We start from the raw sequence: 21,322 nt of genomic DNA on the forward strand, positions 1-21,322 counted from the left end.
TCTTTCAACATGTTTATTAATTGTCATTCTTTCCACAGCCTTCGTTATGGAACATTATCCGTAGAAGAATTGGTACAGCAGGCACATTCTTTGGGTATTAAAGAGTTGGTATTAACAGATATCAATACGATTACTGCTATTTATGATTTTAAGAAAGAATGTGAAAAGGCAGGCATTAAACCTATTGCCGGAATTGAGGTCAGAAAAGAAAACAGGCTGCTTTATATTGCTGTGGCAAAAGAGTTCTCCGGGATTGGTGAAGTTAATAAAATGTTGACAGATCACAATTGCTATGGAGGGGAACTTTCTGAAACAGCTCCTGTATTTAAAAATGTTTTTATTGTTTATCCGATAGATAATATCCCTTTAACGCTAAAAGATAATGAGTGTATTGGAATCCGGGAAGAAGAACTGAACCTATTGATCCGCCCGGAATTTAAAAGGTTGATTCCGAAAATGGTGGTTCTTCATCCGGTTACATTCAGCACTAAAAAAGAATATAATCTTCATAGAATTTTAAGGGCTATTGATAATAATACCCTGTTGTCGAAACTGAATGAACAGGATATTTGCGGGAAATCGGAATATTTTATATCCGAAGATTTAATCATCAGCACTTTTCAAAGGTATCCTGAGGTGATAAAGAATACCAGAAATTTGCTGGAAGCCTGCAGCTTTGAATTTGATTTTGAAAAAGTTAAGAACAAACAATACTATACTAAGTCCAAAGACTCTGACGTTAAACTTTTAAAAAGGTTAGCTTATTTAGGACTTGAAAAGCGTTATGGTAAAGATCATGAAATAGCAAAAATCAGAATAGAAAAAGAACTGAAAGTAATTGATGAACTCAACTTCTGCTCTTATTTCCTCATTACCTGGGATATTGTAAGATACAGTAACAGAATGGGGTTTATGCATGTAGGACGTGGAAGCGGAGCCAACTCCATTGTCAGTTATTGTATCGGTATTACAGATATATGTCCTTTGGAGCTTGACCTTTATTTTGAAAGATTTCTCAACCTTAACAGGAAAAGTCCTCCCGATTTTGATATCGACTGGAGCTGGCAGAACAGGGATACAATTTTGGAATATATCTTTAACAGATATGGGAAGGATCACGTTGCTTTTTGTGGAACAAACGTTGAATTCAAATATAAATCCAGATTCAGAGAGGTCGGGAAAGCTTTTGGGCTGCCTAAAGATGAGTTGGATGAACTGACGAAAAAGCCAATGGAAGTTCACGAAACGAATTCTGTTGTAAAAACGATCCATAAATACGTCAGGCTGATGGAAAGGTTTCCCAATCAAAGGAGTATGCATGCCTGCGGAATTTTAATCTCGGAAGAACCTATTACAAACTATTCAGTCCTCGAAATGCCACCGAAGGGATTTCCAATTGTTCAATTTGATATGAATGTGGCAGAAGATGTTAAATTAGAGAAATTTGATATTCTGTCTCAAAGAGGTCTGGGAACAATAAAGGATACCGTAGATCTTATTAAAAAAACAAGAGGGATTGATGTTGACATTCGTGATACAAGCATTTCCAAAGATGAAGAAAAAGCCAATGAATATTTGGCAATAGGAAAAACGATCGGCTGCTTTTACATAGAATCTCCCGCCATGCGTGGGCTTTTAAGAAGATTAAAATGTGATAATTACAGAATATTGGTTGCTGCTTCTTCTATTATCAGACCTGGAGTAGCACAAAGTGGTATGATGCGGGAATACATTTTCAGGCATAATCATCCGGATCAGTTTGAATATTTTCATTCTGTTTTTGAGGAAAATCTAAAAGAAACGTATGGTATTATGGTATATCAGGAAGATGTGATCAAAATTGCCCAGTATTTTGGAGGGCTGTCTCTTGCAGACGGTGATATTTTACGTAGGGCAATGAGTGGAAAAGGAAGATCAATCAAAAAGCTTCAGGAGGTAAAAGCTAATTTTTTTGCATCATGTAAAAAGAAAGGTCATTCGGAGCTAATGACAGCCGAAGCCTACAGACAAATTGAGTCTTTTGCAGGGTATTCTTTCTGCAAAGCTCACTCCGCTTCTTATGCCGTGGAAAGTTACCAAAGTCTTTATCTGAAAGTATATTACCCGTTGGAGTTTATGGTTTCTGTGATTAACAACCAAGGTGGATTTTACCGCACCGAAGTCTATATCCATGAAGCAAAAATGTCAGGAGGAAATATTCAGACTCCGTGTGTGAATACCAGTGAATATCAGACAACGCTCCTAGGAACAGATATTTATCTGGGGTTGATGCTTTTGGAAGGATTAGAAACAAGAATTGCCCACGGAATTGTGGAGGAACGCGAAAGAAATGGAGATTACAAATCACTGGAAGATTTTATTAAACGTATTCCGATCGGTATTGAAACAATCCAGATCTTAATTTTTATTGGAGCATTCAGGTTTACGGGGAAACCTAAAAATGAACTTTTGGTTGAAGCCAGGCTGTTATTGGTCAATTTTAAACCGGAACAAAGAGGGCTTATGCTGATTGAAGAACCCGTTCAGGAGTTTAAACTTCCGCAGTTAAAAAGAGAACCGTTTGAAGATGCTTTTGATGAAATTGAACTCATTGGCTTTCCTGTTTCATGTAGCCCTTTCGATTTGTTACAGACCCGATACAGAGGTTCTGTGTTTGTAAAAGATTTATTGAAATTTCATAAAAAGCAAGTGAAAATGTTGGCTTATCTGATTGCCAGAAAGCATGTCCCAACGAAGAAAGGAGAAATGTATTTCGGAACCTGGATTGACGCAAATGGAGATTATTTTGATACCGCACATTTTCCGGACAGTCTGAAACAATATGGTTTTCAGGGAGGAGGATGCTATTTACTTTTGGGAACAGTAGAAGTAGATTATCATTTTCCCACAATTACCATCCATAAAATGGCAAAAATGCCGATGATTCCCGATCCGCGTTACTCTTATGATAGAGAAAGACAATATGATATTCATCAACAGATTAAGGAAGATGTAAGTATGACTCATAGGAAGCCTTATCCACAGGCACATGAGATTGGGCTGCCAAGGCATCGGATAGTAACATAATATCTTTTATATCAATTTTAGATTTCATTGACGTTATTTTAATTCAAAAATTCTGCTTATTTTTCTCCTTTTATTATTTCTTATTGAATGGAAAATAAAATACCTGAGATCAATAATTTAGTACACAAATTTGCGCTGGAAGATCTTTCCGGGTATGAATTTGTGGATTATTGGGATGCAGATACTACAGCTTTAGGACTGAAGAAGGGTAATGTTCTCATCTATATTTCAGCATACAACTATTATAAAACCAATGGCTATGATATCATTATTGAGGAACTTGAAACAGGAGCAATATTGAAATCGGAAGATAATAGATCATACGATGAACTTATTAATGACATTCAATTTTTTCTGAAATAATATTTTTCTTCAAAAAACATAGATTCCTTAAAAATTTCTATTGAAATAAAGTTTTGATTTTATTTTAAATAGTAAAATTCCGTATTTTGGTAATGTAAAATATTGTGTTATTTTATTGTTTTTCAGTTGATTATGTGTTTGTGGTGAATGTGGGGCTATTGCAGGAGATCTGCTTTTACATTTATCTTTGGCCAAGAATTGTACACGTTTTAAAACCACAAATTACATGAAAAATCTAAGTATTTTGATGAAGGGAATACTGTTTCCTTTGTGCTTCTCGATAAGTTATTCAAAAGCGCAGGTAGGTATTAATACCTCAAACCCTCAAACCACTTTCCATGTAGATGGAGCAAAAGATAATCCCTCATCCGGAGCTCCATCTTCTATCCAAATAGCCAATGATGTTGCTGTCACTTCTGCCGGAGAAATAGGGATTGGAACCTTAACGCCAGCTGCTAAAATAGACACACGTTCAGCATCAAATTCAGACAACTCAATCGGAATAGGAGAGACCAGCCAGACCGCTTCAGCGGCAGGTGGAGGTGCTGTAAGATATAATCCGCTGAATGGTGGAAAAATGCAGTATTCTGATGGTGTGATATGGCAGGACCTTATTTCTTCCCCTACCAAAGCGGTAGTTGTTGCCAATCTTCAGGCCGCCAACTTTGCGATAAAAATTCCTTATCAGGTTTCTACAGGTGTTGCGGGATGGACGGAAGTTTCCGATCCAACAGGAAATTTTACTCCCGGGACAGGTGTTTTTACAGCGCCAAGAACCGGAGTGTATCTTATTTCTTTTACCTATGACTTTGTAAGAATTCCTATCGTTTCAGGCTATTTTTCAGAAGCAAGATATGTTGTGAATGGAAACACTACGGTAAAGAAATGCGTGAAATCTTACTCGAATATTTCAAAACAGGCACAGGTGGCGGGATCGTGTGTTGCCGGAGTTCAGCTGAATAAAGGAGATACGCTTCAACCCTATATCTATCAGTCTGTTTATAACGGAAACCTGAGCCTGAGAACAGATACATCTTCTGCAAGCAATGAATATGGCTTTGTAAATCTTTCTATTTTAGAACAATAACACATTTGAATATGAGAAAAATATTAGGACTGGCTTTGGTCATTTGCTGTGGCATAGGGATGAAAGCACAGATAGGAATCAATATGTCTTCTCCGGAAGCAACTGTCCATATAGACGGGCAAAAAAATACCACTGTTTCTATACCTTCCAGCTACTACGATGATGTTGTCATTACCCAATCTGGAAATGTAGGGATAGGAACAAAATCTCCCAAAGCAAGGTTTGACCTGAGATCAGGAGAACGTTTAAATGCAATAGGAATCGGAGGAACTTCACAGGCTGCTTCTGCTGCAAAGGCCGGAGCGATGAGGTATAATTCCGGAACTCAGGATCTGAGCTATTCTAACGGAACAACTTGGGTTGCATTGGCTCATAAAGCTCCCAATGATTTTGTGGATGCAGAAAATGCTTCTACACAAGACTTTAGCGATGGAGTGCAGTCTACGATTACCGACTGGACTAAGAAAACAGATGTGAATAGCAGTTTTAATGCAGCTACAGGAACTTTTACCGCTTCAAAAACGGGGGTGTATATCGTGTCATTTACCTTTTCACTGGCTTCCGGAAGCATTACGAATGATTCAAGGTATGAAACGCTTATCCAGACTAATTCAGCCTCTTCTTCAACCAATAAGGTATTCAAATGTGTAGGAAGTTACCCTGGAAACAACACCATCGGAAATCGTGTTGCAGGAAACTGTTCCGGGATTTTTAACCTGAATCAGGGAGATAATATTACCGTAAGCCTGAATCAGAAACTGGGAAGTTCAAAAACACTGGACACAGATTCTACGCTAACTTCTTTAAGTATTTTCGGATTATAAAAAGATACATGATGAAAAAGAATTGTTTACTGATTTTAATGACTTTAAGTTTCCAGTGTGCATTTTCACAAATTGGAATCAATACTCCAAACCCGCAAGGCATTTTACATATTGACGGGCAGAAAGATAATCCTTCTTCCGGATCAATATTTACTCCAGCTCAGCAGGCTAATGATATTCTTGTAAATAATGCAGGCAAACTAGGAGTAGGAACTTTGAGCCCGGCCGTAAAAGTAGACGCCAGAAATTCCGGAAACGGAGCGATTGGTTTTGGAACTTCTACTTTAACAGCTGTTGCAGCAGATGAAGGAGCAGTACGATACAACAACGGAGTGGAATATTCCAACGGGAATGAATGGCTTCCTTTGCTGACAGCACAGCCTGCCAGTAATAAAGTAATTGTGATTGCAGCTAAAACAACGAATAACGTGAAGCTTGCAACCCCAGCCACACCAACGGTAACTGCCGGTTTGCAGAACAGGGCGAGTAATTATCTGGTAGACTGGAGTAAAACCTTTGAAAGTAACTCCGGCACGACTTTCAATGCCGGAACGGGTATTTTTACAGCACCCAGAAACGGAATTTATGTAGCCACGTTCACCACGGACCTGGCTCCGCTGGCCATTAATTATACTACAGATCCTTTAAATCCTATTCAGATAGAAGCCATCTGGCAGCTTTATGATAGTACAACAGGATTGGCTGCCACCAATATTGTCAATACAGTGAAATGTGCCAATACCATGTCCTCAAACAGTGTCGGAAATATTGATGCCGGAAGTAACTGTACCGCTTCATTCTATATGACGGCAGGACAGAGGCTGATGCCTTACATCTGGTTTAATTTAAATAACTCAAACGTTGCAAATTTCTCGCTTAATAATACGGGAGGTTATAATAATCTTACCATAGCAGAACAGTAATCAGGAGATCTCATCAAGGGTTTTAATAAAAGCCGAAGGATGCAGCCCTGTGATCTTTTTGAACTCAAGGGAAAAGGCACTGTGAGAGGAATATCCCGTGATTTCAGCAAGATGATTGATCTTATATTTTCTATATTGAGGTTCGTTTTTCAACTGGGTGACAATATAATTGATCCTTAGATGATTAATGTACTGATTGAAATTGAATTTTTTATGTTTCTTAATAACCGTTGAAAGGTATTTTGTGTTGATATTCAACGTGTTTGCAAGATTGTAACGAGAGATGTTTTTGTTGTTAAACTCAAGGTTTTCTTCAAAAATTCTTAATCCGTTTAGTATGTTTTCCTCTACTTCAGGCGAAATTTTTATTTCTATCGGGGTAGAGGTGTTTTTTGTCTGAATATCTTCAGAAGCTTCCTGTGGATCTTCCTCATAAACAACAGGTGAAATCCCATCTTTGTAAATTTTAGCAACTGCTTCTTTATGTATTTTTCGCAGTCGAAGGGTATTGAAAATAACGGCTCCTAAAACAATAATCAGAGTAAGACAGACAATAATAAGCCCTTTTGAAATGCTGTGGCTTTTGTTGAGCTGTTGATGAAAGCTTTCCTCTTTTTTGGATAAAGTTTTGTTGACGGCCATGGCTTTGTTGTAAGCAATGCTGTCTTTTAAGGTAAGGTTTTCAATTTTATATTTTTCGGTATTAGAATCGTCGTGGAGCTGGGCATATGCTTCTTCAAGGTTCTTGGTCACCTCAATCTTTTTTTCGTTGAAACCATACTGATCTACAATGGCCAGAGACTTCTGAAAGTACAGCACTGCACTGTCTGGTTCATTCTGTTTTGAAAAAGAAAATCCGATATCATTAAGAATGTTGGCCTGAAGATAATAATTACTTTCTCCCACTAATGAAAGAGCATTGGCAAAATAATATTTGGCTGCCCTGAATTTTTTTACTTCAGATAAATTATAACCCATATTGGTGTAAGCAGAAATCAGCAATTCATTTCGCCTGGCAGTATTTTTTAGCTTCTGAAATTCCTGAATGGCACTTTTAGAATAAAACGCCTTCTCTTTATACTGATCTTTATTGAGAAGAATCAAAAAAGAATTAAAGATCATGCCTTTCAGTTCATGTCCTTCTTCCGTATTATTGGTTTTTACTTCTGCCAGCGCATTTCTAAGACTTGTAGAAGATTCTTTAAGCAATCCGAGCTTTGCATACTGAGTTCCCTGCATTCTGTACGCCAGTGCCTTCCCAATGCTGTAATTGCTTTTTGTAGCTATTTTAAGCGCCTTATCTGCAAAATCAAGACTTTTTTCAGCATCTGATTTTAAATAGCTGTTGAAAGACTTCAAATAATAAGCCTTTGCAAGAAATTCCTGGTGGTTTCTTCTCTGGGCAGAATCAATGATCTTATTCAGAATAATTTCTGAGCTGTCAGGATTTTTAGAAGAAAGTATGCGGGCATACTTGTATTGTCCCTCAAAATCAAATGATTGAGCGAGTGTAAAAATTGAAATAATAAGGAAGAAAAAGAGAATAATTTTTTTCTTCATTGTGTGTGTTTTTTATTTTTTCTGGTACTTCCAGTTGCGGCTTTTACCTTCAGCAATCCATTCCAAAGACTGTTCCAGTCTCTTATTTCTGGTAGCTTCTGTTTTAGCTTCGGAAACCCATGCAATATACTCTTTTCTGAAAGAGGGTGAAGCTTTTTCGAAAAAATCTTTTGCTTTTGGCTGGGCATTTAAGGCATTCTGAAAATCATCAGGAATCTCCATTTCTACTTTTGAAGGAGCTGCTTTTTTCATGGTAACGCCCATATCCGTAAGCTCCATCGCTTCTTTAATTGCTTTTTTCAGCTGAGGTTTGGAAGGAAGATCTCCGACCTGCGTAATTTTTCCTAAACTGAACATCGAATTTTTCTCAATATCCTGAGTGATCTCCTGCATGGTTTTCATTTCCTTTTCCAGCCAGAATCCAAAATTACAGTGCTGTTTGAAAGAAGCCATAGCACAAAGATTTTTCCCTTTATAGATAAAATGGGGAAAGCTCCACTTCATGGTTTCTTCGGCATCAGGACAGAATTCATGAACGGTTTCACGGATGTAATGCAGGATAGGTTTTGCGAAATCCTGTGATTTTTCAATATAGGCATCAATTTTAGGACTGTATTTTTCCATCGTTTTTATTGGAATAATTGTACAATTTCATTAACAAGGAATTTTACCTGATCAGGTCTTCCTCTGTCATTTTTAGGGTTGTTGAAATAACTTCCGGTTTTTACAATAACCATATTGTGCTCCGGAACCATAATGATATATTGACCCTGTAATCCCAGGAAATAGTAATGTTTGATAGGGTTGTCATGATTAATCCAAAGTCCCATTCCATAAATGTTTTCAGATTTTTCTGTAGGAGTTCTCATCTGTTCAATGAAATCTTGATTAAGGATTTGCTGATCTCCCGCTTTTCCATCATCCAGAAATAACTGCCCCAGCCTGGCAAAATCTCTTGCATTGGAATGAATACAGCAATAGGTTTTTTCCATTCCATAATCATCTGTAGTCCATTTAGCATTTTGCTCCATTCCCAAAGGAGCCCAGAACTTTTCTGATAAATAAGTTGCCAATGGCTTATCAAGAGCTTTACGCAGGGCGAAACCAAGAAGTTGGGTAGAACCGCTTTGATATTCAAATCTGACTCCTGGTTCTTCTTTGAATTTTCTTGTGAATACAGCTTTTACAAGGCTTTTTCCATAATAGGCTTTGGCATTGGGAAGAAAAGGATTGTTGTAGTCTTCATTCCAGTCAAGCCCGGCTTCCATTTGAGCTAAATTTTTAAGGGTAACCTGATTTCCGAAGGGCTTGTTTTTAAATTCAGAATAAAAATCGGAGAATTTTTCATTTATACTCGGAATAATTCCTTCTTCCAGTGCTTTTCCCAAAAGCATCACAGTAACTGCCTTCGCCATAGAAAAAGAATTGGTTTGTGATAGCTGGTTATAGCCGCCCCAGTATTGTTCATGAAGAATTTTTCCATTCCTTATCACCACTAAAGCTGCTGTTCTGGAATGTTTTAAGTTGTCAACTAAATATTTAGGTAAGTCTGTTTTGTTGTAGTCAGCATCCTCTTCCCAGAGCCTTGGCTCTTCTGTTGCAATAGGGTTGCTGGGGAAAAGATCTCCGTCGTCAATGTACGCGCTTGACTTTCCTTTAAGGTAGGTTTTGGAAATACCACTAAATAAATAATCATATCCAAAAAAATAAGCCGCCGCTGCACCTGCTACAGCTCCACCTATCATATACTTTAGTATTCTCATTTTTTCATGAATGGGTCTTTAACAAATTTAGAATAATTTGGCTATAAAATTGAAAATGAATGAGCAAATAAGTTATTTTTGTTCTTATTGATGAAAACTATGACCAGAAAACTTTTTGTATTGGGGTACGTCCTATTTTCAATCATGGGAATAGCCCAGATTTATAACCCCATAGATACTGCAGATTATATCCAGAGAAAAGCATTTTTAAAGCATTTCGAAGGAAATAATGAAGCAACTGTAAAGAGGTTAAAGTCCCAATATTCCGGGAAAACAGGCTCGGAATTATCCAAAATTTATAAAGAATTCGGAACTGATTTTGAAAAGCAGGTGAAGAATAAGGATTTTATCTTTAAATCTGAATTTGAAACCAGTATACAATCTATGATTCTGCGTCTTAAAAAGAATAATCCTACCATTCCTCAGGACCTGAAAATTCTGATTGCAAAAGACAACACACCCAATGCTTATTGTCTTGCTGATGGAACCTTTGTGATCAACATGGGGCTTTACAGCTGGCTGAATAATGAGGAACAGATTGCCGCGGTGATTGCCCATGAGCTGGGACATAAAATCGAGGAGCATTCCCTGAAGACTTTTTTGAAAATTATCGAACAGGATAAACAGGATAAAGTGGTGGTACAGAATATAAAATCTACTACAACAAGCAGAAGCCAGGTCCAGAATCAAAAAGCTTTCGATATTTTTAAAAATACGGCCTACAAGAAAGGAATAGAAAGGAGGCAAAACGAAATGCAGGCGGATTCTCTGGGGTACGTCATCTTTAAAAACAGTGATTTCAAGAAAGCAGAATTTGTCAACGCTCTTCAGAGATTGCAGGATTTTGATACGATCTCTCCAAGAGAATTGAAGGTAGAAACGTATAAAAAAATATTTAATCTTCCCAGGCAGGCATTCAATGAAAAATGGATGAAGAAGGAAGATTTCTCTTTGTACAATTATAATTTCTATAAAGAAAAGCTGAACAAAGATTCTCTTGCTTCTCATCCTGAAGTTTCCAGAAGACTAGAAGTGCTTAAAAAGACTTTTGCAGAGCTTACAACTCCTGCTGGTCCGGAAAAACCCTCAGATCTGTTTTTAACATTAAGGAAAACAGCGAGGATGGAGATTTTACCCAATTATTTCCATTCTGAAGATTATGGACTGGGAATCTATGCTGCCATGCAGTTTTTACAGGATGAAGAAGAAGAAAAGTATTATAAAAGCTGGTTGGGAAGGTGCTTTTCCAAAATATATGAAGCAAGAAAAAACTATAACCTGAACCGATATCTGGACAGGATAGAACCCAAAAATCAAAGCGAGAGTTACCAGCAGTTTCTGAACTTTATGTGGAACTTAAGCCTTGATGAAATAAAGAATATCGCAGACTTTTATCAGGCCAGCGAGTCGATAGCAAAGGTAAACTGATTTTTCTATTGGCTGTAGCCAAAAACCTAAAATAAAACCCTGATGTTTAGTCAGGGTTCTTTTTGTATTAATAATTTAATTTCTCCAAACGGATCTTATTGAATTTTTCTTTTTCATTATACTCACGAAGCAGGATGTAGCCTTCTTTTCCTACATACGGCGTAACGGCATAATTGTCTTTTTCAGAAATCGGAATAACCTCCTGCTTGAATTTTCCATCAATAATGGTATTGATAAACAAATTCCATCTTTTCTGCCTGGTTACCTCGTCTTTTTGATAATCACGATAGAAAAATACTACGTCTTTCCCACCGTTGAGGTATTGTGAGAAGAGATAATCACTGTTGACCCATTTTGATTTTTCCTTTTCAAAAACCTGAACATTTTTCACTTTGAAATCTTTATCCGTGTAGATATACACAAGGTCCGTGGTTTTCGGAGCGTTGTATTGCCCTGCCGGTTTGTATTTTTCGGACAAAATACCCACACTTCCATCGTTCATAAAGTACATATCTTTGGTCTGAAGCATATAACCGCTTTCTACCATTCCATATTTGTTGACCTTTGGAAGAAAAGCAGAGATATTGGGCTCATAATTGATTGCTTTCATATCTACCGAAAAATCAGATTTGTTAAGGATCATTCTTGCAAATCCTACTGATTCCGAATCATCATAGTTTCTTCCCAATACAACTACTTTGTCATCAAAAGTTTTATCATTATCAAGCTTTCTGTAGTTGGAGTAGAAGGATTCAATATTGTCTATTGTATCCTCAGATAATCCGGTAATAGGTTTGTTGGATGTCTCTTTTCCGGTTTTCATGTCAAGAACCATCAGATTGAATGTTTTCTGCTTGTCATTCACTTTCTTCAGGATGCAGTACATATAGTTTTCGTCTCTTTCCAGAACGGATAAAGTGGTGTACAGTTTTTTACTTCCGTCTGTGTTGTATTTGTATCTCCAGATTTCCTTTTTGTTTTCATCAAACCTCATGAGGCTGTTGCTGTTTTCGTACTTCCCGTAGTCTTTGTATTCAACAGCAAAATAACCACCTTCTTTCAGTTCTCCTACCGCAGAAACGTAGTTGTAGCCTTTCTCTTTTTTCTCATCACGGTTTTCCTTACGCTGTTCTTTCCAGCTCTTCGGTTCGTTGATCTCTTTGAAAGTGCCGTTTTCCAGATAATCATAATATATTTTTCGGGTAATAGAGTTGGTTTTCGGATCGATTACCATAGAAACCGGGGTAAATACTTCTTTGCTTTTCACAAGAGAATAATCCATCATGGATGGCTTTAAGATAATCTGACCTTTAAAATCAACATATCCCAAATAAGACGCAGCGGTGATATCTCCTTCAAATTCCTTATTGGCAACAGGGTTGAGGTTTTTGTCCAGGATAACATATTCAAACTTTTTGGTCTTATCACTGGATTTACCGTAAGAATACAGAGAAACGTAGCCGTACAAATTATCTTTATCATCAAATAGAGCATTCATTCCTACGTGATCGCCTGCAGCGAGTGTTGTCAGGTCCTGAGTTTGGGAAAAAGCAAATGTCTGGATCAGCCCAAACATCATCAGCGTTATTTTTTTCATGGTTAAAATTTGAGGGATAAAAGTAATCAATTAACCCATATGTTGCGAAAAATAAAAAAGCCCTGAAAATAATTCCAGGACTTGCTATCTAAAGTATAAAATAATTAATAGTATTCATAAAGCCAGTTATGAGTACTTGTCCCATAACCTGAACTTTCATAAGTAGTAACAGCTTTGGTAGGATAGTTATCTCCGTTAAGCGTGTAAACTGCAGTGATTTTGTTGGTTCCATTGGATGAACCTGAATAACTCTCGGTTTGATTCAATAGATTATTATAACCTATCTGACCATCACTCACATCAAATAAATTGATCTTTACAAAACCTTTAATCCCTTTCATAGGATTATTGAAAGTGTCATAAGTATTCGTAATATTGTAGGTAACTCCGTTATAAGTATATTTGGCTGAAGCCACATTTCCTGCATTCGTTAAATTAACATCCACCTGTGCAAATACAAGATTGGAATATGTTCCTGTCGTAGGATTATAAGTTCCGCTTTTATACTCATCAAACTGAACATGGGTATCACTGAGATACTGATAGATTTTGGTATAGATAAGCGTTCCTTGCTCTTTATCAGTAATTTTCTCCGTTGAAAGCCTTCCATTAGAATAAGTGAATTCTCTCATCAGAACCAGTGTGCCCCCAATGAACTCTTCTGTTTTAGCAATATAATCTCCACTGTAAGTATAAACAACTCTATCATCATCCAGAGCATTATAAGTTTCTACAAGTTTATCGCCATTATATTTGAACTCAACCACATAGGGCTGACCTCCCGGATTGATATCAGTTGCTTTTTTTAAGAGATGAAGAGGACCGTTATTATTGTTATGAGAATTATTGCTGTTGTCTCTGTGGTCGGCCGGATTATCATTAGATACACAGCCTGAGAGCACTGCCACAGCCAGTGATGAAAGCATCAGTTTTTTCATGGTTATTATTAGTTTAGTTTTTTAGTCTGCTAAAAATAATCATTTTTGTGGTAGGTTGATCCGGAATGTATGAAAAATAAAAAAGCCCTGAAAAACAGGGCTTTTAAACTATAATTGAGAAAGTAAATTTCTGAAGTTTGTTTTCTCATCAATGATTCTTCTCAACTCTGAAACAGGAACTCTTTCCTGCTGCATCGTGTCTCTGTCTCTGATGGTTACGGTGTGATCCACTAAAGAGTCATGATCCACAGTGATACAGTATGGAGTACCAATGGCATCCTGTCTTCTGTAACGCTTTCCAATCGCATCTTTTTCTTCGTAGAATAAGTTGAAATCGTATTTCAGATCATTGAAGATCTTTTCTGCATATTCTGCTAAACCGTCTTTCTTCATCAATGGAAGAATAGCTGCTTTAATTGGTGCCAATGCCGGAGGTAATGATAAAACTGTTCTTTCTGAACCATCTTCTAACGTTTCGTCTCTTAAACAATGAGAGAATATGGAAAGGAATAATCTGTCTAAACCTACAGAAGTTTCCACTACATAAGGAACATAGTTTTCGTTTCTCTCAGGATCAAAGAACTGAAGTTTTCTTCCTGAGAATTCTTCATGCGCTTTTAAGTCGAAATCCGTTCTTGAGTGAATACCTTCCAGTTCTTTAAATCCGAATGGGAAGTTAAACTCAATATCAGCCGCAGCATTCGCATAGTGAGCAAGCTTTTCGTGATCGTGGAATCTGTAGTTCTCATCTCCCAAACCTAATGCTCTGTGCCAGTTCAGACGTTTTTGTTTCCACTGCTCGTAGAATTCAAGTTCTGTTCCCGGAGCTACAAAGAACTGCATTTCCATCTGTTCAAATTCACGCATTCTGAAAATAAACTGTCTTGCAACAATCTCATTTCTGAAAGCCTTACCAATCTGAGCAATACCGAAAGGAAGCTTGTGACGTGAAGTTTTCTGTACGTTTAAGAAGTTAACGAAAATACCCTGAGCCGTTTCAGGTCTCAAATAAAGATCCATCGCACTGTCAGCAGAAGCTCCCAGTTTTGTTCCGAACATCAGGTTGAATTGTCTTACTTCCGTCCAGTTTTTAGAACCTGTATCAGGATCTGCAATTTCAAGCTCTTCAATCAAAGCTTTTACATCAGCAAGGTCTTCATTTTCCAGAGATTTTGCCAGTCTTGAAAGAATAGCCTCTCTTTTGGCTCTGTATTCCAGAATTTTTGGATTTGTAGCCACAAACTGATCTTTATCGAAAGCATCACCGAATCTTTTCGCTGCTTTTTCGATTTCTTTATTCTCTTTATCTTCAATTTTAGCACAATAATCTTCCACCAAAACGTCTGCTCTGAAACGTTTCTTGGAATCTTTATTATCAATCAATGGATCGTTGAAAGCGTCTACGTGGCCCGATGCCTTCCATGTTGTTGGGTGCATAAGGATCGCCGAATCAATGCCGACAATATTTTCGTTAAGCTGTACCATAGCTTTCCACCAATATTGTTTGATATTATTTTTTAGTTCGGCACCGTTCTGTCCATAATCATAAACAGCGGATAAACCATCATAGATCTCACTTGATGGGAAAATAAAACCATATTCTTTAGCGTGAGAAATCACTTTCTTGAAAACATCTTCTTGCTTTGCCATAATTTTTTTACGTCTGAAATGCAAAAATAGCAATTTGGATCCAAAATCATGAGATTCAATAAAAAAAGCATTCATAAACAGACAAATATTTACAATTTAATTTTTAAGGAGCCGGGAACCCGCTCTCCGTTACAATTCCTCGCTCGGCGGCTCTGCTTCGCGCCGCCGCCTCACTGCGGGATTTTCTCTCAGATCGGGGCTATTGATAAAGGAATGTCTAAACCTAACAGGTTTTCAAAACCTGTTAGGTTTACAAAGATGGCAGCATATAATATCAGTCGAAAATCTTTACTTTTGCCGGATGTTAGAAATTCTTTATCGCGACGAGCATCTTATTGCCATCAACAAACCCAGCGGATTACTGGTTCATAAATCATTCTATGCGGGAGAAGCCGATACTTATGCTATTCAGGAATTGAAGAAACAGATTGGGCAAAAAGTATATCCTGTACACCGTTTAGACCGAAAAACTTCGGGCGTTTTGCTGTTTACTTTAGATAAAGATACCCTTAGAACCATGAGTGAGCAATTTGCATCACGGGAAGTGGAGAAAAAATATCTGGCCATTCTTCGGGGCTGGACAAAAGAAGAAGAAACCATTGATTATGATTTGGTTAATGAAAATGAAGTTAAACAAAACGCCGTTACAAACTATCGTCGTTTGCAGACTTCAGAAATAGATTTACCTTTTTTAAAACACCAGACTTCGAGATATTCTTTAGTAGAAGCAATTCCTGAAACCGGAAGATTTCATCAGTTGAGAAAGCATTTTAAACATATTCTCCATCCTATTTTAGGTTGCCGGAAACATGGCTGCAACAAGCAAAACAAATTGTGGCTTCAAACATTTGAGATCAATAAAATGACACTTCATGCCCATCAATTGATTTTCAATCATCCTGTTTCTAACGAAAGAATTACCGTAAATGCTACTATAGATGAGGAATTCAAAAGAGTAGGGGATATTCTGAAATTTGATCTGAGTGCGTACTCTTCATTAAAACCTTAAGATTTTAAATATCCTTGTCAAGGTTTTAAACCTTGACAAGGATGGGATTTCTAAGTATCCCATTCCATTTAACAGATAACACAGATTTCTCTGTACCTATTGTTTTAACGCAATGCTCGCAAAGTTATTGATAAATTACTTTTATTTCCGATCGCAAGGGCACTTCGTTCAGCAAAGGCTGATTGCGTGTACTTTGCTTAGTGAAACGCCCTTGCGAACCAAAATGTTTTCAGGATGGTAATATTTCTTTGCGATCGTAGCGTTTAAAAAAATGATCTCACCAATATTTATATCTTATAGATGCTGTATATGAGATATTTCGATAAAATATCATACATCAATCCAACATTAATTTTAAAATGAGTAATTTTGTAAAACTTTTTTTCAATGTACAAATCGCTCATTCGTCCGATCCTTTTCAAATTTGATCCTGAAGAAGTTCATCATTTTACATTTTCAATGCTTAAAAATTTTGGATTTCTTACCAAACTGTTTTTACCAAAACCTATTGAAGACAAACGTCTGGAAAGAGAAGTCTTTGGATTGAAATTTAAAAATCCTGTAGGACTGGCTGCCGGTTTCGATAAAAATGCAGTGTTATTTAACGAATTGGGAGATCTTGGTTTCGGATTTGTAGAAATCGGAACGGTAACGCCAAGAGCTCAGGCTGGAAATCCTAAGAAAAGATTATTTCGTCTTATTGAAGATGGTGGAATCATCAACAGAATGGGATTCAACAATGACGGTCTTCAAGCGGCTATTGAAAAATTAAAATCCAACAAAGGGAAAATAATTATCGGTGGAAACATCGGAAAAAATACAGATACAAGCCCGGAAAATTATACTCAGGATTACTTAGACTGCTTTGAAGGTCTTCATCCTCATGTAGATTACTTTGTTCTGAATGTAAGCTGCCCGAATGTTGGAAGCCACGCCAAGCTGGAAGACGTAGACTATCTGAGAGAGCTGATTACAGAAGTGAAAAAAATAAACCAGTCAAAATCTGTACAGAAGCCTATATTACTGAAAATTGCACCGGATCTGAATAACAATCAATTGGATGAAATCATAGAGCTGATTGCAGAAACAAAGATTGATGGTATTGTAGTGTCCAATACATCAGTAAACAGAGAAGGGCTGAAAACCTCTCCGGAAGTTTTAGAACAGATCGGAAATGGTGGATTAAGCGGAAAACCTATCCGTGAGAGAAGTACCAAAATGATCAAATACCTTGCTGATAAAAGCAACAGAGCGTTTCCAATTATTGGAGTAGGAGGAATCCACTCTGCTAAAGATGCGATGGAGAAGCTGGATGCAGGAGCTACGCTGGTTCAGCTGTATACAGGATTTATTTATGAAGGTCCGGAACTGATCAACGAAATCAACAAGGAACTTCTGAAAAGAGCAAGCAGATTACCGAGATAAAAATAGAAAGAGAGTTTTGATGACTCTCTTTTTTATTTTGACTTTACTACGGATGCATTTTTTAAATCTACGGTAAGTGTATGGGCAGGAGTGCTTTCGGATTTGGCTATTTTATATTGAATCGTTTGCCTGTCTTTGGATCTTGTTTTGGAGACATCGTAGATATTTTCCCAGCAGCTTTCAATCAGGAATTCCTCATAGTTTTTATAGTTCCAGTCTTTGGTGAAATAAAGGACTCTGTAGCCTTTTTCTCCGTCGCTTGCGCCACATTGCCCACAGGCATTAAAATTTGATATTTGCTCAAAATAAAGCAGAACCCTGTTTCCATTTTCTCCTGAAGAATAGGAAATCAGTTCATTTCCACCTGCTTTATTAATGAAATCGTAGGTGTTGATCTTTTTATTATTCGGTAAAAACAGATAATTGTTGAGACGGTAGATCATCGCATTGCCAGTAAATAACTTTGCAGGCTGAATTTTTTTATCCAGATAAAAATGTCCGGGAATTGGATTATTTTTAAGAGTTGATTGATCAAATATAATAGATTCCTTTGGGGCTAATTTCTGGGCTATTTCATCTGTCTGTTCTACTTTCTGAAGAGAAGTGATCTGTTCTTTCAAAAGTTTCGAATTCTGCTTTTGTTTTGCTCCAAAGTTATACAGCGACAAATTTCCATAATAGTCATATATTCCGGTAAGCGGGATTTTCTTTTTGTATTTGTCATAATAGTACCATCCATCCACATAATGCTGATACTGATCACAGTCTACAATACCTGAATAGTTGAGTTCCATGGTAATAGGTACTCCGTTGATCTCTCCGGTAAAAGTCTGGGAAGAATCAGTTACTTTCTTTAATTCAACTTTCTGACTGAGAAAAAATGTGAGGAAAAAGAAAAAGAAGACACTGAAAATTTTTTTCATGGTTGAGTTATCGTGGATTTTAGTTTTTTTAAATGAAGAAGTGTGCGATGGTGTAGATGATCAGACCTACCAGCCCGCCGACCAGCGTTCCGTTCACCCGGATAAACTGCAGGTCTTTTCCTACTTCCAGTTCCAGCTTTTCACTGAGTTCTTTTCCCTGCCAGTTTCCAACGGTAGTACTGATGAGGTTTCCGAATTGATGAGTGTTTTTAAGAATATATTTATAAGCCGTCACCCGAACCCAATGATCAATTTTATTCTGAAGGTTTTCATCGGTTTTTAAATTCTGGGCAAACTCATTCAGATTTTTAGTAAGATAGTTTTTCAACGCTGAATTTTCCTCCTGAAGTTCCTTCATCAGCGTTTTTTTGATGGAAACCCAGATGTCATTGGAATACTCATCCAGTTTGTCATTTTTCAGAAGCCCGTTTTTAATGGTTTTAAACTCTTCATCCCACTTTGGATCTTCTTTCAGGTCAACAGAGAATTCATGAATTTTCTGGGTAATTAATGTTCTTACTTCATGTTGGGGATCTTCTTCTATTTCCTTGAAAAAATCAGAAAGTCCGTCAGCAATTTTATCTGCAATTTTAGTATCTACAAAAGATGGAATGAATGAATAACTGCCTTTTTTTACCCGTTCCTGAATCATTTCATCGTTTTCAATGATGTATTCTTTGATCTGTTTTGAAAGATTGGTGATAATTCTCTGATGGTCATTTTTTTCCAATATGTAACCAATTCCGTTTCCCACCACTTTATTAAGCTTGATATCATCCGTCATTTCAGAAACCTTTTTGCTGATAAACTGGCTTACCGTAGAATCATCAAGTTTATTAAGAATATCAAGAACAATATCGGAAAGATTTTTAATCAAAATCTCCTGGCTTTTTTCCTTCCCCAGCCATTCTCCGACAAAATTGGAAACTTTAAGCTTTTGGATGTAAGGACGTATATTCTGAGGAGAAAGGAAGTTACCCACTACAAAATTTCCAAGGTTATCTCCCAGTCTCTGTTTACTGTTCTCAATCAGGTTGGTATGGGGAATAGGAAGCCCCAGAGGATGACGGAACAATGCCGTTACCGCAAACCAGTCCGCAAGCGCACCTACCATTGCCGCTTCGGCAAAAGCCCGTACATAGCCAATCCAATGAGAGTGATTAGACTTCTGTAAAATAGTGGTAACAATGAAAATAACTGCCATCAGGACAAATAATCCGGTGGCAAATGCTTTATATTTTCTGAGTTGTTTTCTTTTTGCTTCGTCATTCATATTCTCAAATTTACTAAATTTGGTTATGAAACCATTCGTGGTTAAAGAATTAAAATTTACGATGAAATTTTTAATTTCAGTAGCCTTATTAATTATTCTGCAGGCATGTACGCAGAAATACGAACCTATTAAAACCCTTCCTATGGAAAATACAGAAGCAAAAAACAATCCATACTATTCCAGAACAGATACTACCAAACTCAATGTTTCCAATGAAGAATGGAAAAAATTCCTTGCTCCGGACCTCTACGCCATTGCCAGAGAAGCAGCTACAGAAAGAGCTTTTACAGGAAAATATAATGAATTTGATGAGGTAGGTGAGTATTACTGTGCCGTGTGTGGAAATCATCTGTTCCGTTCCACCTCAAAATTTTCCAGCAGCTGTGGATGGCCAAGTTTCTTTGAAGCAGATAAAGAAGGCGTGTACTATGTAAGAGATCAGTCGTATGGAATGGATAGAGTAGAAGTACTTTGCAAAAGATGCGATTCCCATCTGGGACACGTTTTTGATGACGGCCCAAAGCCCACAGGATTGAGATATTGTATGAATTCTGTAAGCCTAGAATTTGTTCCGGATTCTCAAAAATAAATGCTTTAATTCACAAAATCAGGACGTTAAAGTTTCTTAAATAGCGTTAAACTTTTTAGAGTTATAACCCTTTGGTAATTATGTTTTTATAATTTTGCCCCACTAATTTGGATTTATATAGTATTGAATGAAAGGAATTTATAGTGTATTAGGCCTTGTGTACATGGTTACGACTTCATTCTACATTTCCCCAAAAGTAGCGGCGAAAAGTGAGAATGTAACAACAAAGAAAACTGAAAAAGTAGCTGAAACGAAATCTGAGAAAAGCACAACAGCTGTGTCTGCATCAGAAGCACTGTACCAATCTATTGCCTTTGACCCGGAACATGAACTGAACTATGAAGTGTTCTCAAAAGCATTAACTGGTTATGAAAATTTAAAAAAAGCAGGATTGCTTACCCAAGACTCGCATTTATTGACTATCTGCGATTTTTCTATGTCTTCTAACACCAAAAGACTTTGGATCATTGACCTTGAAGACAAAAAAGTTCTGTTCAACTCATTAGTAGCACACGGAAAAAATACAGGCGAAGAATTTGCGACGAATTTTTCTAACAAGGAAAGTTCGCTGCAGAGCAGCCTTGGATTTTATATCACGGATGCAACCTATCAGGGTGATAACGGATACTCTCTGAAATTATTGGGAATGGATAAGGGCTTTAATGATGCTGCATACAGAAGAGCAATTGTAATGCATGGTGCGGATTATGTAAGTGATGCATTTGCTGCGATGCACAAAAGAATTGGAAGAAGCTGGGGATGCCCTGCCGTCCCAAGAGAACTGACGCAGTCTATAATCAATACGATTAAAGGGAAGAACTGTCTGTTCATTTATTATCCCGATCAGAATTATCTTTCTTCCTCAGAATGGTTGAAAGCATAAAATTAAAGCAGTCATTTTTTG

18 protein-coding genes are annotated in these 21,322 nt (G+C 37.2%); 10 read left to right on the plus strand and 8 right to left on the minus strand.

What is annotated here, in order from left to right; all coding sequences use genetic code 11:
- The first annotated feature begins 9 nt into the window (after positions 1–9).
- The 5 genes from DDF69_RS19715 (at position 10) to DDF69_RS19735 (ending at position 6,263) form a co-directional block, all read left to right on the plus strand.
- Positions 10–3,066 carry a DNA polymerase III subunit alpha gene (locus DDF69_RS19715; RefSeq protein WP_114822274.1) on the plus strand — a complete coding sequence of 1,019 codons (3,057 nt, stop codon included), beginning with the start codon at positions 10–12 and terminating at the stop codon, positions 3,064–3,066.
- An 87-nt stretch (positions 3,067–3,153) separates the two neighbouring features.
- Positions 3,154–3,429, plus strand: coding sequence for a hypothetical protein (locus DDF69_RS19720; protein ID WP_114822275.1), 276 nt, complete (start codon positions 3,154–3,156; stop codon positions 3,427–3,429).
- 226 nt (positions 3,430–3,655) lie between these two features.
- Entirely contained in the window at positions 3,656–4,516 is an 861-nt protein-coding gene (locus DDF69_RS19725) for a hypothetical protein (RefSeq protein WP_114822276.1), read from the plus strand.
- Between the two features lie 11 nt (positions 4,517–4,527).
- Entirely contained in the window at positions 4,528–5,340 is an 813-nt protein-coding gene (locus DDF69_RS19730) for a hypothetical protein (RefSeq protein WP_162800972.1), read from the plus strand.
- 11 nt (positions 5,341–5,351) lie between these two features.
- Positions 5,352–6,263 carry a hypothetical protein gene (locus DDF69_RS19735; RefSeq protein WP_162800973.1) on the plus strand — a complete coding sequence of 304 codons (912 nt, stop codon included), beginning with the start codon at positions 5,352–5,354 and terminating at the stop codon, positions 6,261–6,263.
- On the opposite strand, the gene DDF69_RS19740 is transcribed toward DDF69_RS19735, so the two are convergent.
- From DDF69_RS19740 to DDF69_RS19750, 3 genes are read right to left on the minus strand one after another with little or no spacing between them, the layout of a single operon-like run.
- A complete protein-coding gene (locus DDF69_RS19740; RefSeq protein WP_114822279.1) occupies positions 6,264–7,823 on the minus strand; it encodes a helix-turn-helix domain-containing protein in 1,560 nt (519 codons plus the stop codon).
- A 12-nt stretch (positions 7,824–7,835) separates the two neighbouring features.
- Positions 7,836–8,447, minus strand: coding sequence for a YdeI/OmpD-associated family protein (locus DDF69_RS19745; RefSeq protein WP_114822280.1), 612 nt, complete (start codon positions 8,445–8,447; stop codon positions 7,836–7,838).
- Positions 8,448–8,452: 5 nt separating this feature from the next.
- On the minus strand, positions 8,453–9,586 hold the full coding sequence (locus tag DDF69_RS19750; RefSeq protein WP_114822281.1) for a serine hydrolase domain-containing protein: 1,134 nt from the start codon (positions 9,584–9,586) through the stop codon (positions 8,453–8,455).
- 99 nt (positions 9,587–9,685) lie between these two features.
- Here DDF69_RS19750 and DDF69_RS19755 point away from each other — a divergent pair, with 99 nt between their 5' ends.
- Positions 9,686–11,014, plus strand: a complete 1,329-nt coding sequence (locus DDF69_RS19755) for a M48 family metalloprotease (protein ID WP_228412053.1) — start codon at positions 9,686–9,688, stop codon at positions 11,012–11,014.
- A gap of 67 nt (positions 11,015–11,081) precedes the next feature.
- Here DDF69_RS19755 and DDF69_RS19760 read toward each other — a convergent pair whose 3' ends face one another.
- The 3 genes from DDF69_RS19760 to DDF69_RS19770 form a co-directional block, all read right to left on the minus strand.
- Positions 11,082–12,611 (minus strand): hypothetical protein, encoded by a 1,530-nt coding sequence (locus tag DDF69_RS19760; protein ID WP_114822283.1) that lies wholly within the window; start codon positions 12,609–12,611, stop codon positions 11,082–11,084.
- Between the two features lie 104 nt (positions 12,612–12,715).
- A complete protein-coding gene (locus DDF69_RS19765) occupies positions 12,716–13,549 on the minus strand; it encodes a hypothetical protein (RefSeq protein WP_114822284.1) in 834 nt (277 codons plus the stop codon).
- Between the two features lie 108 nt (positions 13,550–13,657).
- Positions 13,658–15,199: a glycine--tRNA ligase gene (locus tag DDF69_RS19770; protein WP_114822317.1), complete on the minus strand. Its 1,542-nt coding sequence runs from the start codon at positions 15,197–15,199 to the stop codon at positions 13,658–13,660.
- A 301-nt stretch (positions 15,200–15,500) separates the two neighbouring features.
- On the opposite strand from DDF69_RS19770, the gene DDF69_RS19775 reads away from it, so the two are divergent.
- Together DDF69_RS19775 and DDF69_RS19780 are read left to right on the plus strand one after the other, a co-directional pair.
- Complete coding sequence (locus tag DDF69_RS19775) at positions 15,501–16,208, plus strand: pseudouridine synthase (protein WP_114822285.1); 708 nt, start codon at positions 15,501–15,503, stop codon at positions 16,206–16,208.
- 387 nt (positions 16,209–16,595) lie between these two features.
- Positions 16,596–17,633, plus strand: coding sequence for a quinone-dependent dihydroorotate dehydrogenase (locus DDF69_RS19780; protein WP_114822286.1), 1,038 nt, complete (start codon positions 16,596–16,598; stop codon positions 17,631–17,633).
- A gap of 32 nt (positions 17,634–17,665) precedes the next feature.
- Here DDF69_RS19780 and DDF69_RS19785 read toward each other — a convergent pair whose 3' ends face one another.
- Together DDF69_RS19785 and DDF69_RS19790 are read right to left on the minus strand one after the other, a co-directional pair.
- Positions 17,666–18,556 (minus strand): hypothetical protein, encoded by an 891-nt coding sequence (locus tag DDF69_RS19785; RefSeq protein ID WP_114822287.1) that lies wholly within the window; start codon positions 18,554–18,556, stop codon positions 17,666–17,668.
- A 28-nt stretch (positions 18,557–18,584) separates the two neighbouring features.
- Positions 18,585–19,829 carry a DUF445 domain-containing protein gene (locus tag DDF69_RS19790; RefSeq protein WP_114822288.1) on the minus strand — a complete coding sequence of 415 codons (1,245 nt, stop codon included), beginning with the start codon at positions 19,827–19,829 and terminating at the stop codon, positions 18,585–18,587.
- 142 nt (positions 19,830–19,971) lie between these two features.
- Between DDF69_RS19790 and msrB the strand changes: the two genes are divergently transcribed.
- Both msrB and DDF69_RS19800 read left to right on the plus strand, forming a co-directional pair.
- On the plus strand, positions 19,972–20,418 hold the full coding sequence (gene msrB / locus DDF69_RS19795; RefSeq protein ID WP_228412056.1) for a peptide-methionine (R)-S-oxide reductase MsrB: 447 nt from the start codon (positions 19,972–19,974) through the stop codon (positions 20,416–20,418).
- Positions 20,419–20,545: 127 nt separating this feature from the next.
- Positions 20,546–21,301: a murein L,D-transpeptidase catalytic domain family protein gene (locus DDF69_RS19800; protein WP_114822289.1), complete on the plus strand. Its 756-nt coding sequence runs from the start codon at positions 20,546–20,548 to the stop codon at positions 21,299–21,301.
- The last annotated feature ends 21 nt before the right edge of the window (positions 21,302–21,322 follow it).

This window comes from Chryseobacterium sp. KLBC 52, assembly GCF_003347605.1.
Taxonomy (GTDB): domain Bacteria; phylum Bacteroidota; class Bacteroidia; order Flavobacteriales; family Weeksellaceae; genus Chryseobacterium.

Coding starts and splice junctions, on each gene's coding strand:
- DDF69_RS19715 (WP_114822274.1), top strand. CDS start 10: ATGTTTATTAATTGTCATTCTTTCCACAGCCTTCGTTATGGAACATTA.
- DDF69_RS19720 (WP_114822275.1), top strand. CDS start 3,154: ATGGAAAATAAAATACCTGAGATCAATAATTTAGTACACAAATTTGCG.
- DDF69_RS19725 (WP_114822276.1), top strand. CDS start 3,656: ATGAAAAATCTAAGTATTTTGATGAAGGGAATACTGTTTCCTTTGTGC.
- DDF69_RS19730 (WP_162800972.1), top strand. CDS start 4,528: ATGAGAAAAATATTAGGACTGGCTTTGGTCATTTGCTGTGGCATAGGG.
- DDF69_RS19735 (WP_162800973.1), top strand. CDS start 5,352: ATGAAAAAGAATTGTTTACTGATTTTAATGACTTTAAGTTTCCAGTGT.
- DDF69_RS19740 (WP_114822279.1), bottom strand. CDS start 7,823: ATGAAGAAAAAAATTATTCTCTTTTTCTTCCTTATTATTTCAATTTTT.
- DDF69_RS19745 (WP_114822280.1), bottom strand. CDS start 8,447: ATGGAAAAATACAGTCCTAAAATTGATGCCTATATTGAAAAATCACAG.
- DDF69_RS19750 (WP_114822281.1), bottom strand. CDS start 9,586: ATGAGAATACTAAAGTATATGATAGGTGGAGCTGTAGCAGGTGCAGCG.
- DDF69_RS19755 (WP_228412053.1), top strand. CDS start 9,686: ATGACCAGAAAACTTTTTGTATTGGGGTACGTCCTATTTTCAATCATG.
- DDF69_RS19760 (WP_114822283.1), bottom strand. CDS start 12,611: ATGAAAAAAATAACGCTGATGATGTTTGGGCTGATCCAGACATTTGCT.
- DDF69_RS19765 (WP_114822284.1), bottom strand. CDS start 13,549: ATGAAAAAACTGATGCTTTCATCACTGGCTGTGGCAGTGCTCTCAGGC.
- DDF69_RS19770 (WP_114822317.1), bottom strand. CDS start 15,199: ATGGCAAAGCAAGAAGATGTTTTCAAGAAAGTGATTTCTCACGCTAAA.
- DDF69_RS19775 (WP_114822285.1), top strand. CDS start 15,501: ATGTTAGAAATTCTTTATCGCGACGAGCATCTTATTGCCATCAACAAA.
- DDF69_RS19780 (WP_114822286.1), top strand. CDS start 16,596: ATGTACAAATCGCTCATTCGTCCGATCCTTTTCAAATTTGATCCTGAA.
- DDF69_RS19785 (WP_114822287.1), bottom strand. CDS start 18,556: ATGAAAAAAATTTTCAGTGTCTTCTTTTTCTTTTTCCTCACATTTTTT.
- DDF69_RS19790 (WP_114822288.1), bottom strand. CDS start 19,829: ATGAATGACGAAGCAAAAAGAAAACAACTCAGAAAATATAAAGCATTT.
- msrB (WP_228412056.1), top strand. CDS start 19,972: ATGGAAAATACAGAAGCAAAAAACAATCCATACTATTCCAGAACAGAT.
- DDF69_RS19800 (WP_114822289.1), top strand. CDS start 20,546: ATGAAAGGAATTTATAGTGTATTAGGCCTTGTGTACATGGTTACGACT.